Raw genomic sequence first — 15,308 nt, forward strand, 5'->3', positions numbered from 1 at the left:
AACGGGTCCCGGCAGGGAGTCTGTCGCCGCTGGGCGGGTACGGTCCGGGAATCGACGCCGGCTCGCCGGAAACCGTCGTACACATGTTCTATCCACAGGCTGTGGACGGCGGAGGGTTCGATGGCTTACCAGCTCAGCGCGGTGGTCGCGGACGCCGAGCTGCTCCGCGAGCAGACCGCCGAGCTGGATCACGCGGTCCTCGGCGAGCTGCGCCAGGATTTCGGGTTGTTGCCGGTCACGCCGCAGTTGGTGGTGGAGCTGACCGGGTCGCTGCCGGATTTCACGACGGACGACCGGAGCGCCGAGCACCCGTTCGGCCTGGTGCTGTCGCCGACGCTGACCGAGTCGCTGACCCGCTGGTCAGAGGCGGGGCCGGTGGCATACCTGGAGGCGGAGTTCGGCGGTGGCACCGGCTACCAGTCGGCGGCGGTGTGGCTGGGCGGGACGCTGTCGTGGGGTCCAGGCTTCGACGACGTGTTGGACGCGCCGCGCGAGCAGTGGCCGATCAACGCGGCGTTGACCCGGCTCGGTGTCGAGCCCGGCGAGTGGATCGACCCGTTCGCCGAACTGGGGTTGCACCTGGAGCGCAACACCGAGGGTTGGCTGGCGCACGGGCGGCGTCGACTCAGCGCCGACTACTGGGATGAGCTGGTCGAACAGTGGGAAAATCAGTAATCCGGCGATCGCCAGCAACCTGAGCGCCCTCGTTCCGTTGGGGACTGGGGGATTCCATGAAATTGCGACAATTTGCTTTTATAGCCATGCTGATGACGGCTGCCTCGATCGCTGGCAGCGGCGTACCGCCAACCGGGTCGATCCCGCACGGCCGGCCCGCCGGCAGCGTGGAGATCATCGACCTGAACGGCCTGCGCAACATCGAGTTCGGTGACACCGAGGATGAGCTGACCCAGCGCGGCATCCTGCGTACCAGCCTGGACGCCTGCGGGCCGATGCTCGTCGGCCACGACACGGTCAGCCCGGTCTTCATGGACGACAGACTGGTGCTGCTCTGGGTCGGCGACCCGATGCGGACACCGGAGGGCATAACGGTGGGCTCGCCCGTCGACCAGGTCTGGGCCCGCTACCAGCTGGTGACCAGACTCGATGCTCCACAGGGGACGCACCGCCTCGACGGGTTGCTCGCCCGCAGCGGCGACCGCGCGTACCTGTTCCTGCACGACGGGCGCACGGTCCGAAAAACCATCGCGGGGTACGCCGACTGGGCCCGCCGCCTCTTCGACGAGGGCGTCGGCCCCTGCTGAGGCGAACCGCACCGACGTGGCGCTGACGGGCGGGCTGATCCGATGTGGATCGACCCGCCCGGCACGTCGGGTCGATGCTTCAGTGTCGGGAACACCCCGGCGGGCTGTTCGCGGCTCGCTGAGCGCTCAGACCGTCCCGGTGGCCTGTTCGGGCAGCCGCGCCCCGGACGCCGCGGCGAAACCGGCGAGCGCGATCTCCGCGGCCTGTCGCAGGTCCTCCCGGCTGACACCGGCGGCGGCATGCACCGCCTGCCCCTCGCTGACGATCATGACGAAGCGGGCGAGCGCGACCGGGTCGGCGTGAGCGGGTAGGTCGCCTTCGGCGACAGCGCGGGCGAACCGGTCGGCGAGAGCCCCTTCGCCTGCCAGGCGGCTGGCGGCGAGGAACCCGGCGACGGGTGCGTTCTCGCTGGAGCAGGCGGTGCCGCCCTGGATCGAGAGGCACCCGGCCGGACGGTCGGGCCGGGTCACGGCGAGCACGTTCTCCCGCAGCAGGGTGCCGACCACCTCGTACGCGGTGGGTTGGGCGAACGCGCTCCGGGCGTACGCCATGTCCTTTTCGGCGTAGCGGGCCACGGCCTTGCGGAACAACTCCTCCTTGCCCCCGTAGGCGGCGTAGAGGCTGGGTTTGTTGATGCCCATCGCGGCGGTGAGGTCGCTCACCGACGCGCCCTCGTACCCCTGACGCCAGAACACCTCCACTGCGCGCTCCAGCGCCTCGTCGGCGTCGAAACCCCGTGGTCGCCCTCGCTGTGGCACGGCCACCACCTCCCTCGACCCATCCTACCCGCAGCCCAACCGATCGGTACAGAAATTTGCGGACGTCGCCGCCGGTTGCTACGGTCGGATCCGTACCGCTCGGTACAGAATAGGTGGGAGGACGGCGTGGCGAATCACTTGAACACCCCGCTACCTGCGGTCGGGCTCTGGAGCATGGAGCTGCGCGGTGCCGCCGACCCGGCCATTCGGGACGCGGCGACCGAACTCGACGAACAGGGCTTCCGGGCACTGTGGGTGCCCGGCCTGGACGGTGGCGGGGCCGTGGACGACGTCGGGCACCTGCTCGGAGCCGCGCCGCACGCCACGATCGCACTGGGAGTGCTGGCGATCTGGGGCCAGGACCCGACGGGTCTGGGCGACCGGCTGGCCGCGCTGGACGCCGCGCACGGACCCCGGACGGTCTTCGGCTTCGGGGTCAGCAACGCCCACTCCGCCGCCCAGGCCGGCCAGGACTACGGCCGACCGGTGGAGTCGATGAGCCGCTGGCTGGATTCCCTGGACGCCGCGCCACGGCCGGTTCCCGTCGAGCGCCGCATCCTCGGTGCGCTCGGGCCGAGGATGGCGGACCTGGCTGCCGACCGGACGGCCGGCTGGCACCCGTTCATGGTGACCCCGGACTACAGCGCCGCGCAGCGCGAACGCGTGGGGGCGCAGCCGCTGATCGCACCGCACCTGGCCGTCGTCCTCGACAAGAACCCGGAGCGGGCCCGCGCAGCCGCCCGGGCGGGGATCGGCATGTTCATCGGCTTTCCGACCTACCGGGCCAACCTGGCCCGCCTCGGGTTCACCGACGACGACCTGGTCCCCGGCGGGAGCGACCGCCTGATCGACGCCCTCGTCGCGTGGGGCGACCTGGACGCGGTGGCCACGCGCATCCGGGAGCACCTGGACGCGGGCGCGAACCACGTCGCCCTCCACGTGCTGCGACCCGACGACCCGGGCCGGCCGGCGCTGCCCCTGCCGCAGTGGCGCGACCTGGCCGCCCTCCTGCCGACCTTCACCCCGGCCCCCGCAACCCATTGACCACCGGCCGCAACGGCCGGCCGGACCACCCGCACCGCAACAAGAGGAGATCCATCGTGGGACAGCTCGACGGCAAGACCGCCCTCGTCACCGGGGGCACCACGGGCATCGGCCTGGCCGCCGCCCGCCGATTCGCCGCCGAAGGCGCGTACGTCTTCGTCACCGGCCGGCGCAAGGGCCCGCTGGACGAGGCCGTGGCCAGCATCGGCACCAACGCCACCGGTATCGCCAGTGACGTCGGCAACCTCGACGACCTGGACCGGGTGATGCGGGCGATCGAGGCCCGGGGCGCCGGGCTGGACGTGGTGTTCGCCAACGCCGGCGGCGGCGAGTTCCTCCCGCTCGACTCGATCACGGTCGAACACATCGCCAGCACCTTCGACACCAACATCTACGGCACCGTCTTCACCGTGCAGAAGGCCCTGCCTCTGCTCAATGAGGGTGCCTCGATCGTGCTGACCGGCTCGACGGCCGCCAGCAACGGCACCCCGGCGTTCAGCGTCTACGCCGCGTCCAAGGCCGCCATCCGCTCGTTCGGCCGCACCTGGGCCGCCGAGTTGGTCGGCCGGAACATCCGGGTCAACACCCTGGTCCCCGGCTCGACCGAGACCCCCGGGCTCGCGGGTCTGGCGCCCAGCCCCGAGGAGGCCCCCGGCCTGCTCCAGTCCATCGCCTCGGGCGTGCCCATGCGCCGGATGGCCCACCCGGACGAGATCGCCAACGCGGCGCTCTTCCTCGCCTCCGACCAGAGCAGCTTCATGACCGGCGGCGAGCTGTTCGTTGACGGCGGCGAGCAGCAGCTCTGAGACCGAACGCGGAACGCCCGGCCGATCCTCGCGGATCGTCCGGGCGCTTTCGCACTTCAGAGCGGTGGCGGAGGGATTTGAACCCTCGGAGGGCGTTAACCCTCACACGCTTTCGAGGCGTGCTCCTTAGGCCGCTCGGACACGCCACCGCCGACGAGGGTACAGGACCGCTGGTTCCGACGCCGAACCGGTATCGCCCCTGCCGGCCTGGCAGGATCTTTGCCATGAGTACGCACATCGGCGCGAAGCCGGGCGAGATCGCCGAGCGGGTCCTGATGCCGGGCGACCCCCTGCGGGCCAAGTGGATCGCAGAGACCTACCTCGAGGGCGCCACCTGCTACTCGACGGTCCGGGGCATGCTGGGTTTCACCGGCCGCTGGAACGGCGTCGAGGTTTCCGTCCAGGGCTCCGGCATGGGCATGCCGTCGGCCTCCATCTACGCACACGAGCTGATCAACGAGTACGGCGTGAAGACGCTGATCCGCGTCGGCTCCTGTGGTGCCCTCAGCACCGACCTGCAACTGCGGGACGTGGTGGCGGCCATCGGGTCCTCCACCGACTCCAACATGAACCGGATGCGCTTCGACGGGCTGATCGACTACGCCCCGGTGGCCGACTTCGGGCTGCTGCGTACGTCGGTCGAGGTGGCTGAGCGGCGCGGCATCACGATGCACGTCGGGCCGATCCTGGCGGCGGACGCCTTCTACACCGACCGGCCGGACCTCTACGACACGCTCGCCGACTACGGCGTGCTGGCGGTGGAGATGGAGTCGGCGGCGCTCTACACGATCGCCGCCCGCTTCAAGGCCCGCGCGCTGACCGTGCTGACCGTCAGCGACCACATCAAGACCGGCGAGAAGACCACCTCCGAGGAGCGGGAGCAGACCTTCAGCCAGATGGTCGAGATCGCCCTCGACACGATCATCGCCTGACCCGTCCGGGCGGCGTCACCGCGGAGAGCGTGATGACTGTGTGGCATAAATATGCCTCACAGTCATCACGCTCTCCAGCATCAGGCCGGCCCGATCCGCGCCACGCCAACCCACGCCACGCCAACCCGCGCCACGCCACGCGAGCCCGATCCATACACCCAGGTCACACGGCGGCCAGCGCCCACGTCGGCGAGAGGCGAGCGGCCCGGCCTCAGCGGAAGAACGCTCGCAGCACGGCGGCGGTCTCGGCCTCCAGCACCCCGCCGTAGACCTCGGGGCGGTGGTTGAGCCGGCGGTCACGCAACACGTCCCAGAGCGATCCAGCTGCGCCGGTCTTGGGCTCCCACGCGCCGAAGACGACGGTGGAGACCCGGGCCAGCACCAACGCACCCGCGCACATGGTGCACGGTTCGAGGGTGACCACCAGGGTGCAGCCGTCCAGCCGCCACCGGCCGACCTGCTCGGCACCTCGGCGCAGGGCCAGCACCTCGGCGTGGGCGGTGGGGTCGCCGGTCAGCTCCCGCTCGTTGCGCCCGATGGCCAACTCGGTCCCGTCCGGCCCGTAGAGCACCGCGCCCACCGGCACGTCGTCCACATCCGTGGCACCGGTGGCAGCGTCGGCAACGCCCGTAACGGCGACCTCCAGGGCACGGCGCATCCACAGCTCGTGCCGCTGCCGCCGGCCGACTTCGCCCAGGTCGGCCAGGCCCTCGTGGGCGCCCGGGCCGGCGCGGCCCACCGCGCCGGGGGTCGGCTGCCCGGGCCGGATCGACTCCAGCGACGGATCGGTGGCGTCGGCCGGCTCAGACCTCACGCAGCTCCTCGACCTCGTCGACGCAGCCGAGCACCTGGCAGATCTCGGCGGTGACGTCCGCCGGCATCATGCCCTCGTGCGTACACAGGGTCAGCAGCTTCTGCGCGGAGATGCCCAGGTTGGCCAGCAGGTCGGCATCGCCCACCGGGTCGGCCTCCGGGTCGACGACGGGCTGCTCGCTCTCCTCGTCACCGCTCGTCACCGGGCGCGGCTCCTCGTCGCCGTCGAGCCCGGTGACCGAGGTCTTCAGGTCACCGACCAGCAGCGAACCAAGAGGGGACTCCTCGGCGAACGCGGAGTCCGAACCGAACACCCGCAGGTCGTCGCCCTCGTCGAGACGAAGGACCACCAGATAGGCGTCATCGGCCTCGACGAACAGCAGCGACACGTCGGCCTCCAGGTCGACGTCACGCAGTCGGTCAGCGACCTCGTCGATGTCGGTGGCGCCGCGCAGGCTGACCTCGGCGGCGGTCCAGCCACTGTCGTCGCGCACCACGGCCGCAGCGAAGTACGACACGGTCCCCCCAATAGCCCCTCGGCACAACGCCGACCCGTTACGCGTGCACGTTAGCCGGTCGGGTCGGCAGGCGACCGGTCAACGCCCCGAAGCGCCGGTCATTCCTGACAAAGTCGGATCAGCCGACGACCCGACGGCGGGTGGCGATGAGCTGGCGCAGACGCTCGGTGCGCTGCCGCTGCGGTCGGCTGCGCTGACGGACCGCGCGGGCACCCGCCAACTCGGCCAACAACTGAAGGCGGCGGCGGGTGCGATCCGGGTCCTGTCGCGGGGTGGTCCAGGCCATAGTGCCGAGCGTGCCGAGTCTCGGCGGCCACGTCAAGACGGCGTTCGCTACGCAGCCAACCGGGCACACGGCGCAGTCATGGACACTCGTTTCGGAGCCGTTTCGGCACTGTCACGGGAACAGTCGGTGACGCAGTCGGCGGTCACCACAACGGCCAGTCACCGCTGGTTCCCCAGCGCACCGCCAGCACGGCGGCGGCGATGCTCCAGCCTCCCGCCGTGACGATGGCGACCCCGGTGGCGACCCCTCGGTCGCCATAGCGGACCAGCACCAGAGCGGTCAGCCACGCCAGCAGACCGGCCACCACCGTCCACCACGCGTAACTGGCCACATCGGTGCCGAGCAGCCCGAACAACAGGAACCAACCGGCCGCCGCGCCGCCGCCAGCGGCGACACCACCGCCGGTGACCGGGTGCGGCTCGCGGTAGGTGGGCCGGGCCGGCGGGCCGGCGGGGAAAAGACCCGAGGGGGTACGCGCCACCGGGCGGACGAAGGCACCGGGATCCGAGCCAGGTTCTGGTCGGGCGATGGTCACCGTCGCTGCCCTCCCTCACGCGCGTCGCTCGTGCCCACGGTACCGGCTCTGCCAGGATGACCGGATGCCGTCGCCGACGATCGGCCGCCGCGCGCGTCCGGCGTACCCGATCCTGCTGCTGCTCGTCCCGGTGCTGGCCGCCGGCTGCGCGACGACCCGGCCGGGGGTGCCGGCCGACGGCGCCGCGCCCACGCCGCCGGCGGTCTGGGCGACCGCCGAGCAGCCGGCGGCACCGTCGACGTCGGCTGCCACCCCGACCCCGGCCTCGACACCGTCGTCCGCCGGGCCGTCGGCGACGGCACCGCGCACCGGGCTGCGGCATGTCTTCCCGGTACGCGCCGACAACGTCGACTACCACCCGACGCACGGGGCATATCCGGCCACGGATCTCTTCGCCGACTGTGGTGAACCGTTCGTCGCGGTGACCGACGGGACGGTGCTGGAGGTGAGTCGGGTCGACCGGTACTCGAAGCGGGGGCCGCAGGGCCCGGAGAACGGTGGCCTGTCGGTCTCCCTGCTCGGCGACGACGGGGTGCGCTACTACGGCTCGCACCTGACTGCCGTGTCCGGCGGGGTCGACGCCGGGGTGCGGGTCCGCGCCGGGCAGCAGCTCGGCAAGGTGGGGCGCACCGGCAACGCCAACAACGTGTGCCACGTGCACTTCGGCATCTCGCCGCCGTGTGCGGGCAAGGACGGTTGGTGGATTCGGCGCGGGGTGCTCTGGCCGGCCCGCTACCTGGATTCCTGGCGACGCGGCGGCAATCGGGAACCGGCCACCGAGGTCACCGCGTGGCAGCGCAAACACGGCTGTCCGAAGGCTCCCTGACCGGCGCGGCACCGACTAGGTTCGGTGGGATGAAGGCCCGGGACCCCATCGCCGACCTGCGCCGGATCGCGTTCCTGTTGGAGCGTGCGAACGAGGCCACCTATCGGGTCCGGGCGTTCCGGTCGGCGGCGAAGGCGCTGGCCGGCCTGCCTGCCACCGAGGTGGCCGACCGGGCCGGCAACGGCACGCTCACCGAGCTGGCCGGGGTTGGTGACGTCACCGCCCGCTGTGTGGCGGAGTCGCTGGCCGGTGAGGAGCCGGTCTACCTGCGGCGGTTGGTGGCGACCGAGGGCAGCGACCTGGATGCCGAGGCGACGGCGCTACGCGCCGCTTTGCGGGGCGACTGCCACACCCATTCGGACTGGTCCGACGGCGGCTCGCCGATCGAGGAGATGGCGCTGGCCGCTGTGGAGCTGGGCCACGAGTACCTGGTGCTGACCGACCACTCGCCACGACTGACGGTGGCCCGTGGCCTGACCGCGGCCCGGCTGCGCCGGCAACTCGACCACGTCGCGCAGGTCAACGCGGCGCTGCCCGAGGGTTTCCGGATCCTCACCGGGATCGAGGTGGACATCCTCGCGGACGGCTCACTCGACCAGGACGACGAGTTGCTGGCCCGGCTGGACGTGGTGGTCGGGTCGGTGCACAGCAACCTCAAGGACGAGCGGTCGAAGATGACCCGCCGCATGCTGACCGCGATCGCCAACCCGCACCTGGACATCATCGGCCATGTCACCGGCCGGATGGTGTCGTCCCGCCCGGCAGGAGTGACCGGCCCTGGCGACCGGGGTCACCGGGCCCGGACCCGGGCGGAGAGCGATTTCGACGCGGACGCGGTCTTCGCCGCCTGCGCCGAGCACGACACCGCCGTCGAGATCAACTCTCGGCCGGAGCGCCAGGATCCACCGAAGCGGCTGATCCGCCGCGCGCTGGAGGCGGGCTGCCGGTTCGCCATCAACACCGACGCCCACGCGCCCGGCCAGCTCGACTGGCAACGGTTCGGCTGCGAACGGGCCGCCCTCTGCGGCGTCCCCGCCGACCGGGTGGTCAACACCTGGTCCGCCGAGCAACTCGTGGACTGGACCCACAACCACGCCTGACCTGGACGCCCCGCCCGACCCCTTCCGCGGACCGGCCGGCGGTGGCCGGCCCTCCAGGGACCAACCCCTTCCAGCCGCCGCCCCGGCGGCACGGCGGGCCTCAGTGGCGGACCGGCTCGGCGGCGGGCGCTGCGGGCGCACCGACCCCGACCACCGGCCGGGGCTGTCGGCGACCGAACACGCCCTGCGAGACCGCGACCCCGAGCAGTACGATCAACGCGCCGACCGGTTGGTGCCAGTTGAGGCGTTCGTCGAGCGCCACGGCGCCGATCAGCACCGCGAAGATCGGGATCAGGTACGTGACGGTGGAGGCGGTGCTCGCGCCAGCCACCCGGATGTTGCGCATGTTGATCACGAAAGCGAGCCCGGTGCCGAGCGCGCCGAGGGTCAACACGCTGGCCACCACTCCCGCCGACAGCTCGGTGGGCAGCGGCGGCATGCCGGCGACGAACGGGGTGACGATGGCCAGTTGCCCGGCGGCGAGCAGCAGCTGCGCGGCGGACAGCGACAGGCCGGAGTGCGCGCTGCCGGCGACGAACCGCTTCTGGTACGGGATGGCGACGCCATAGCAGGCGGCCGCGCCGAAGCACATCAGCTGGCCGGTGAAGTGGGCCCCGCCGATGCCCTCCCAGACCCCGAGCACCACCAGCACACCGAGGAAGCCCAGCCCGAGCCCGACCGCACGGCGCACGGTCAGCCGCTCGGTGCGGAAGACCAGGACCGCCAACGGCAGCACGATCAGTGGCGTGGTGGCGTTCCAGATGCCGGCCAGCATCGACTCGACCCGCTGCTCGCCGTAGCCGAAAAGGGTGAACGGCACTGCCACACCGAACGCGGCGACGACGCTCAGGTGTGCCCAGACGCGAGGCTCTCGGGGCAGCCGGTCGCGCAGCATGGCGAGGACGACGAGCAGGGTCAACGCGCCGGCGACGACCCGGTAGAGAGTGAGCTGGACCGGGTGCAGCTCGCCCACCCCGACCTTGATGAAGAGAAAGCTGGAGCCCCAGATCGCGGCGAGGGCGACGAAGCCTGGCAACCAGGAACGGATTGGCGCTTTGTCAGGAGTGGTATCGGCGTTCACCCCTGACACTCTGCCGTAGCGCTCCGACAAAGTCGCACGCCTTTTCGGACGTCACACGCTGCCGGAACCTGTTGCTGAACACGACAAACGTCATCGACACGGGGGCGGGGTGGTCACGTAGTGTCGCAGCGTGGGACGAATCGATGAACTAGCCAACCGATACGTGGCCGAGTGGGCGCCCTTGAGCCCCACCGGCGCGACCTTCGTCGGCATCGCCGGCCATGACGACCAACTCGACGACCTCTCGCCCGAGGGTTACCGGGCGCGTGCGGACCTCACCCGCCGGACTCTCGCCGACCTGGAGGTGACCGAGCCGGCAACCGAGTTGGAGCGGACCGCCAAGGAGGCCATGCAGGAGAGGCTCGGTCTGGACCTGGCCCGGTACGACGCCGGCGAGGTGACCAGCGAGGTCAGCGTCATCGCCAGCGGGCTGCACGAGATTCGCATGGTCTTCGACCTGATGCCGACCGCGACGGCCGACGAGCAGGCCAACGTCGCGGCCCGGCTCAACGGCTTCGCCGGCGCGCTGGAGGGCTACAAGACCACGCTGCGCGAGGCACTCGCCGCCGGTCAGGTCAGCTCGAAGGTGCAGCTGGTCGAGGTGGCCAAGCAGTGCGACATCTGGGTCGACCCGACCGGGGACAACTTCTTCCACGGGCTGGTCGAGCGGCTGGACGCGGAGGGCTCGCTCGGCGCGGAGCTGCGTAGGGGTGCGGCGGCGGCGACCGCGGCGACCGCCGAGTTCGGCCAGTTCCTGCGTACCGAGATGGCCCCGCACGGGCGGGACAAGCAGGCCGCTGGCCGGGAACGCTACGAGTTGGCCTCGCAGTACTTCCTCGGCGCCAAGGTCGACCTGGACGAGACGTACGCCTGGGGTTTCGCGGAGCTGGCCCGCCTGGAGGCGGAGATGCGGGTCGTCGCCGGGCGCATCGCCGGGTCCGGCGCCACCGTCGACGAGGCCGTGGCCCGGTTGGACGCCGACCCGGCCCGGACCATCCAGGGCAAGGAGGCGTTCCGGGACTGGATGCAGGAGCTCGCCGACAAGGCGATCACCGAGCTGAACGGCACCCACTTCGACATCCCGGAGCAGGTCCGCCGCATCGAGTGCTGCCTCGCCCCGACCAGCGACGGCGCCATCTACTACACCGGCCCGAGTGAGGACTTCTCCCGCCCGGGCCGGATGTGGTGGGCGGTGCCGCAGGGCATCAGCGACTTCTCCACCTGGCGGGAGGTGACCACCGTCTTCCACGAGGGCGTGCCGGGTCACCACCTCCAGGTGGCACAGACCGCCGTCCGGGCCGACCTGCTCAACCGCTGGCAGCGGCTGCTCTGCTGGGTCTCCGGGCACGGCGAGGGCTGGGCGCTCTATTCCGAGCGGCTGATGGACGAGCTGGGCTACCTGGAGGATCCGGGCGACAAGCTGGGCATGCTCGACGGTCAGGCGATGCGCGCGGCGCGGGTGATCGTGGACATCGGCATGCACCTGGAGCTGGAGATCCCGAAGGACAACCCGTTCGGCTTCCACCCGGGTGAGCGGTGGACGCCCGAGTTGGGCTGGGAGTTCATGCGGGCGCACTGCCGGGTGCCGGACGAGAACCTGCGCTTCGAGCTGAACCGCTACCTGGGTTGGCCGGGGCAGGCCCCGTCGTACAAGGTCGGTGAGCGGATCTGGCTCCAGGCCCGCGAGGACGCCAAGGCCCGCAAGGGCGCGGATTTCGACCTTCGCGAGTTCCACCGGCAGGCGTTGGACCTGGGCGCGCTGGGCCTCGACCCGCTGCGCCGGGCGCTGGCCCGGCTCTGAGCCGCTGACGGTTCCGGGTGCTGGCGGTGCGAACGAGCCGCCAGCACCCGGAGCCATCGGGGCGGATGTGTCGTTCAGCCGAGGGCGAGCGCCAACGACGGCCGGGCGGTCAGCGTGTCACTGGTGACGTACGCCAGGTCCATGACCGGGTCGGTGAACGTGATCGAGATCGGCAGGGTGACCGGGATCCCGTCCGGCAACGGCAGGTCCGGCGTCAGGGTGAGCTTGATGCCGAGCAGCTTGCCGACGAACCGGGTGGAGTAGAAGGCCACGTTACCGCGGACGGTCAGCCGGTCGGTCTTGTACCGCTGGGTGCGCCCGTCGGGGCCGTCGGCGACCAGCAGGAAGTCGTCGGTCACCGCCTCCCGCATGCTGAACTTCAGCACCTTGAGGCTGCCCTTCTCGGTCTGCAGCTCGGTGGTCCCGTCGAACCGCAGCCCGGTCATGGTGACCTTGGAGCCGGTGAGCTTGGACGGCGTCTGGCCCACCATTGGCAGATTGGGGTCGGCGGCGATGCGGGGCAGCGGTTTACCCGGCTCCGCTTTCTCTGGCTTGTCTGGTGTCGTGGCCCCGGGCTTGCCCGACCCGCCCGGTTTCGGTGACGGGCAGGCCGTGGAGCCGGGACGGGCCGTCGGCGTGGCTGTCGGCTTCGCCGACGCGCTGGCGGTCGGGGTAGCCGACGGCGTCGCGGCCTTCTCGCCGCGGCCACCGGTGAACAGGTCCCCGATGCCGTCCAGGATGTCGGTGATGATGTTGCCGTCCCGCTCCGGGCTGGCGCTCGGTGTCGGGGTCGGCGTCCCGGTGGGAGTGGTGGGGCTGGGCGACGGCGTGACAGAGCGGGACGGGCTCGGGCAGGCGGTCGCGGCGGGTCGGGTCGGTGCGGCCTGCACCGCTCTGGGCTGGGTGGCCAGGCCGGCCGCAGCGAGGCCCAGCACCAGCAGCGCAACTCCGAACACCCGCGGATCAGCGGAACGTCCCGGCCACTCGGGGGGTGCGCCCACGTCGGTCGCGCCGCCCGCCGGGCGATCCACCGGCTCGTCGGCCGCGTCGACCTGCTCGACTCCGATCCGCTCCGTGTCGAGCCGCTCGACTCCGCTCTGCTCGGCGTGGCCCTGACGCGCGTCCGCCTGACCCGCGTCCGCCTGATCCGCGCCAGGCTGATCCGCCACCGCCTGGCCCGCATCGACCTGGTCGGCGAGGGGCAGGTCCGTGTCGGACAGGTCGGTGTCGGACAGTTCGGCGGCGGCTGGCGCGGGTCGGATCGGGGTCCAGGCGAACGCGAGCGCGCTGCCGACGATGCCGAGCAGCAGACCGACGAAGAAGCCGCCGAGGTTGAGCCCGATCAGCGAGTAGACCGTTGTGACCGCCGCGACGACCGAGTAGAACAGCCGCTGCGCCGGGCTCAACCAGAGCAGCAGGGCGCAGGTCACCAGGATGACCGGGATCAGGAGCGAGAGCAGACCGGTGGCTCCGCTGTGGAAGCTCAGGCCGTTGATCGTCATCCGGGTGGAGGCGAACATCGCCACCCCGGCCAGGGCGATGAAGAGGCCACCCCAGAACGGTCGGCTCCGCTGCCAGCGGCGGAAGGTCTGCCACGCCTGGGCCGTGCCGCCGGGCCGGGTGTGGGACGCGTTGGCGGTTGTCACGTACTCCTCCTGGCGGAGCGGGGACGGGGACGTGGACGTGGCCTGCGGTGGTCGGCCACCGCGGGCCCCGGCTCACCTCAGAAGCACTCCTTGCCCTTGGCCTTGTCGCCCACGTTGACCTTCAACCGGAGTCCGACCAGGTTGAAGGTGGCCGCCGTGGTGTACCGGGACACCTGCTGCAGGTTCGTGATGGTGACGTGGTCGGAGTTCTGGCCGAACGAACCCTTCTGCGCCGTCGCGTTCAGGTCGGTCGCGTCCCGGCCAATCTTGATGTTGGTGAACGTCGCGTTGCCGTCGAGCGAGTCCATGGCGATCAGCAGGTCCTTGGCCCGGGCAGGCTCCTTGCCCTCACCGGCGTTGATGGTGAGAACCACCGGCAGGCCAGGCAGGTCAGAGCGGATGGACTGGCAGAGGTTGTAGAGCTCTGCGCTGCTGATCTCGGCGACGGCGATCGGGTGGGTCCTGCCGTCCTCACCCTTCTCGCGCACGACGCCGCCGTACTGCTTGAAGCCGTCGCCCTCAAGGCGGGCCGCGCCGATCTTGAACGTCTGCCCGGACACGGTGACGTCGGACGCGATGGCGCCGGTCGACATGCCGAACAGGATGGCGCCGACGGCGGCGGTGGCGGGGACCGCCATGGCGACGAACCGCCGCCACCGGGTACGACCCTGATCCTCAAACCGAGCCTGCACGGGTTCCTCCTCAGGTGGCCGGTCCCGCACTGGCGGCCCGCACCGGGCCCGTCATGTGTTACCGGCGGGTAACGATCGAGCCTGATCGTGCACCCGTTGCGGCGCGGCTCACAACCCCCTGGCCATCCGGCGGCAACACGAGGGCGACTCAACAGCAGGCCGCCGTCACGAATCGTGAGTTTTCGGTGTGGACAGAAACCTCGACAGGCGACAAAGACGGCATAGCCATGCCCTCCAACAACAGAGAGTGGCAGAGCATTGATGGATTACAATTAGGTAACGGATGTAAAGCACGCAATCGCGGAGAGCCGTTCGGCTCATCCCTCTCGTCCGAACATCCAGGCGATCCCGGAAACAGCGGGACCCCACCGGATGGCCGGAGGTCCTAGGGTTTCGACGTGCAACTGAACGACGTGCGACGCGACTGGACCAAGCTCGGAGCTGAAGATCCGCTCTGGGCCGTACTCGTTGAGCCCGGCAAACGCGGCGGACGGTGGGACGTGGAGGAGTTTCTGGCCACGGGCCGCACCGACGTCGAGGGGACGTCCGGCCAACTTCGCCAACTCGGCCTGCCCACCCGCTGGGAGCGGGTGCTCGACTTCGGCTGCGGCGTCGGGCGACTGTCTCAGGCACTCGCCCCACACGCGGACGAGGTCGTCGGTGTGGACATAGCTCCGACCATGCTGGAGGCCGCCCGGCGACTCAACCGGAGCGCCGAGAACATCCGGTTCGTCCTCAACGACGCACCGGACCTGAGCCAGTTTCCCGACGGCCACTTCGACCTGGTCTACAGCGCCCTGGTGTTGCAACACCTGCCGCGCCCCGCCATCGATCACTATCTGGCCGAGTTCCTGCGCGTGTTGCGGCCAGGCGGCATCGCTGTCCTGGGGCTGCCAACCGAGCCGGGGCGTACGGCCAGGGGCATCGTCTGGCATCTGGCGCCGTCCCGCCTGATCAGCTGGGCACAGTGCCACCTGCTCAATTATCCGGCGCCGATGAAAATGACTGTCGTACCACACGCCGACATGGTGCGGCTCATGGCCGCACATGGCGGGGACATCGTCGGGCAGTGGCGCGATCTGCTGTACAGCGACGACTGGGTCTGCATGCGGTACGCGGTACGCCGCGCAGGGCATCCGAGGCAGGAGCCGCTCCACGACTGAGGGGTGGGGGCGGGGCCGGGCGCCCGCGGGGGCGAGGGGGGGGG

Annotated in this window: 17 protein-coding genes and 1 tRNA gene; 9 read left to right on the plus strand and 9 right to left on the minus strand. The window is 70.9% G+C overall.

Annotated features, from left to right (window positions below):
* Window positions 1–120: 120 nt before the first annotated feature.
* Window positions 121–675, plus strand: coding sequence for a hypothetical protein (locus tag KBX46_RS06020; RefSeq protein WP_210791406.1), 555 nt, complete (start codon window positions 121–123; stop codon window positions 673–675).
* Between the two features lie 92 nt (window positions 676–767).
* Window positions 768–1,262: a hypothetical protein gene (locus KBX46_RS06025; RefSeq protein ID WP_172862127.1), complete on the plus strand. Its 495-nt coding sequence runs from the start codon at window positions 768–770 to the stop codon at window positions 1,260–1,262.
* Window positions 1,263–1,388: 126 nt separating this feature from the next.
* Here KBX46_RS06025 and KBX46_RS06030 read toward each other — a convergent pair whose 3' ends face one another.
* Entirely contained in the window at window positions 1,389–2,021 is a 633-nt protein-coding gene (locus KBX46_RS06030) for a TetR/AcrR family transcriptional regulator (protein ID WP_210791408.1), read from the minus strand.
* A gap of 126 nt (window positions 2,022–2,147) precedes the next feature.
* Here KBX46_RS06030 and KBX46_RS06035 point away from each other — a divergent pair, with 126 nt between their 5' ends.
* Both KBX46_RS06035 and KBX46_RS06040 read left to right on the plus strand, forming a co-directional pair.
* Window positions 2,148–3,065, plus strand: a complete 918-nt coding sequence (locus KBX46_RS06035; protein WP_308159390.1) for a TIGR03620 family F420-dependent LLM class oxidoreductase — start codon at window positions 2,148–2,150, stop codon at window positions 3,063–3,065.
* A 56-nt stretch (window positions 3,066–3,121) separates the two neighbouring features.
* Complete coding sequence (locus KBX46_RS06040; protein WP_099849238.1) at window positions 3,122–3,871, plus strand: SDR family oxidoreductase; 750 nt, start codon at window positions 3,122–3,124, stop codon at window positions 3,869–3,871.
* A gap of 62 nt (window positions 3,872–3,933) precedes the next feature.
* On the opposite strand, the gene KBX46_RS06045 is transcribed toward KBX46_RS06040, so the two are convergent.
* Window positions 3,934–4,020 (minus strand) — tRNA-Ser (locus KBX46_RS06045).
* Window positions 4,021–4,095: 75 nt separating this feature from the next.
* Between KBX46_RS06045 and deoD the strand changes: the two genes are divergently transcribed.
* Window positions 4,096–4,803, plus strand: coding sequence for a purine-nucleoside phosphorylase (gene deoD / locus KBX46_RS06050; RefSeq protein ID WP_074315244.1), 708 nt, complete (start codon window positions 4,096–4,098; stop codon window positions 4,801–4,803).
* A 211-nt stretch (window positions 4,804–5,014) separates the two neighbouring features.
* Here the strand turns inward: deoD and KBX46_RS06055 are convergent, their stop codons facing one another.
* The 4 genes from KBX46_RS06055 to KBX46_RS06070 form a co-directional block, all read right to left on the minus strand.
* Complete coding sequence (locus KBX46_RS06055; protein WP_172862243.1) at window positions 5,015–5,461, minus strand: nucleoside deaminase; 447 nt, start codon at window positions 5,459–5,461, stop codon at window positions 5,015–5,017.
* 145 nt (window positions 5,462–5,606) lie between these two features.
* The gene (locus KBX46_RS06060) at window positions 5,607–6,134 is read right to left on the minus strand and encodes a tRNA adenosine deaminase-associated protein (protein WP_088950620.1); all 528 of its coding nucleotides are present in this window, start codon (window positions 6,132–6,134) and stop codon (window positions 5,607–5,609) included.
* 118 nt (window positions 6,135–6,252) lie between these two features.
* Window positions 6,253–6,420, minus strand: a complete 168-nt coding sequence (locus KBX46_RS06065; RefSeq protein ID WP_172862128.1) for a hypothetical protein — start codon at window positions 6,418–6,420, stop codon at window positions 6,253–6,255.
* Window positions 6,421–6,562: 142 nt separating this feature from the next.
* Window positions 6,563–6,955 carry a hypothetical protein gene (locus KBX46_RS06070; protein ID WP_370453060.1) on the minus strand — a complete coding sequence of 131 codons (393 nt, stop codon included), beginning with the start codon at window positions 6,953–6,955 and terminating at the stop codon, window positions 6,563–6,565.
* 64 nt (window positions 6,956–7,019) lie between these two features.
* On the opposite strand from KBX46_RS06070, the gene KBX46_RS06075 reads away from it, so the two are divergent.
* A complete protein-coding gene (locus KBX46_RS06075) occupies window positions 7,020–7,781 on the plus strand; it encodes a M23 family metallopeptidase (protein WP_210791409.1) in 762 nt (253 codons plus the stop codon).
* A gap of 29 nt (window positions 7,782–7,810) precedes the next feature.
* Complete coding sequence (locus tag KBX46_RS06080) at window positions 7,811–8,881, plus strand: PHP domain-containing protein (RefSeq protein ID WP_210791412.1); 1,071 nt, start codon at window positions 7,811–7,813, stop codon at window positions 8,879–8,881.
* A gap of 100 nt (window positions 8,882–8,981) precedes the next feature.
* Here the strand turns inward: KBX46_RS06080 and KBX46_RS06085 are convergent, their stop codons facing one another.
* The gene (locus KBX46_RS06085) at window positions 8,982–9,962 is read right to left on the minus strand and encodes a DMT family transporter (RefSeq protein WP_210791414.1); all 981 of its coding nucleotides are present in this window, start codon (window positions 9,960–9,962) and stop codon (window positions 8,982–8,984) included.
* Window positions 9,963–10,092: 130 nt separating this feature from the next.
* Here KBX46_RS06085 and KBX46_RS06090 point away from each other — a divergent pair, with 130 nt between their 5' ends.
* Window positions 10,093–11,763, plus strand: a complete 1,671-nt coding sequence (locus KBX46_RS06090; RefSeq protein ID WP_210791416.1) for a DUF885 domain-containing protein — start codon at window positions 10,093–10,095, stop codon at window positions 11,761–11,763.
* 74 nt (window positions 11,764–11,837) lie between these two features.
* Here the strand turns inward: KBX46_RS06090 and KBX46_RS06095 are convergent, their stop codons facing one another.
* Together KBX46_RS06095 and KBX46_RS06100 are read right to left on the minus strand one after the other, a co-directional pair.
* Entirely contained in the window at window positions 11,838–13,409 is a 1,572-nt protein-coding gene (locus tag KBX46_RS06095; protein WP_210791419.1) for a DUF6114 domain-containing protein, read from the minus strand.
* 77 nt (window positions 13,410–13,486) lie between these two features.
* A complete protein-coding gene (locus KBX46_RS06100; RefSeq protein WP_210791421.1) occupies window positions 13,487–14,101 on the minus strand; it encodes a DUF6230 family protein in 615 nt (204 codons plus the stop codon).
* A 398-nt stretch (window positions 14,102–14,499) separates the two neighbouring features.
* Between KBX46_RS06100 and KBX46_RS06105 the strand changes: the two genes are divergently transcribed.
* On the plus strand, window positions 14,500–15,264 hold the full coding sequence (locus tag KBX46_RS06105; protein WP_210791423.1) for a class I SAM-dependent methyltransferase: 765 nt from the start codon (window positions 14,500–14,502) through the stop codon (window positions 15,262–15,264).
* The last annotated feature ends 44 nt before the right edge of the window (window positions 15,265–15,308 follow it).

It is taken from the genome of Micromonospora sp. C81, assembly GCF_018070425.1.
GTDB lineage: Bacteria > Actinomycetota > Actinomycetes > Mycobacteriales > Micromonosporaceae > Micromonospora > Micromonospora zamorensis.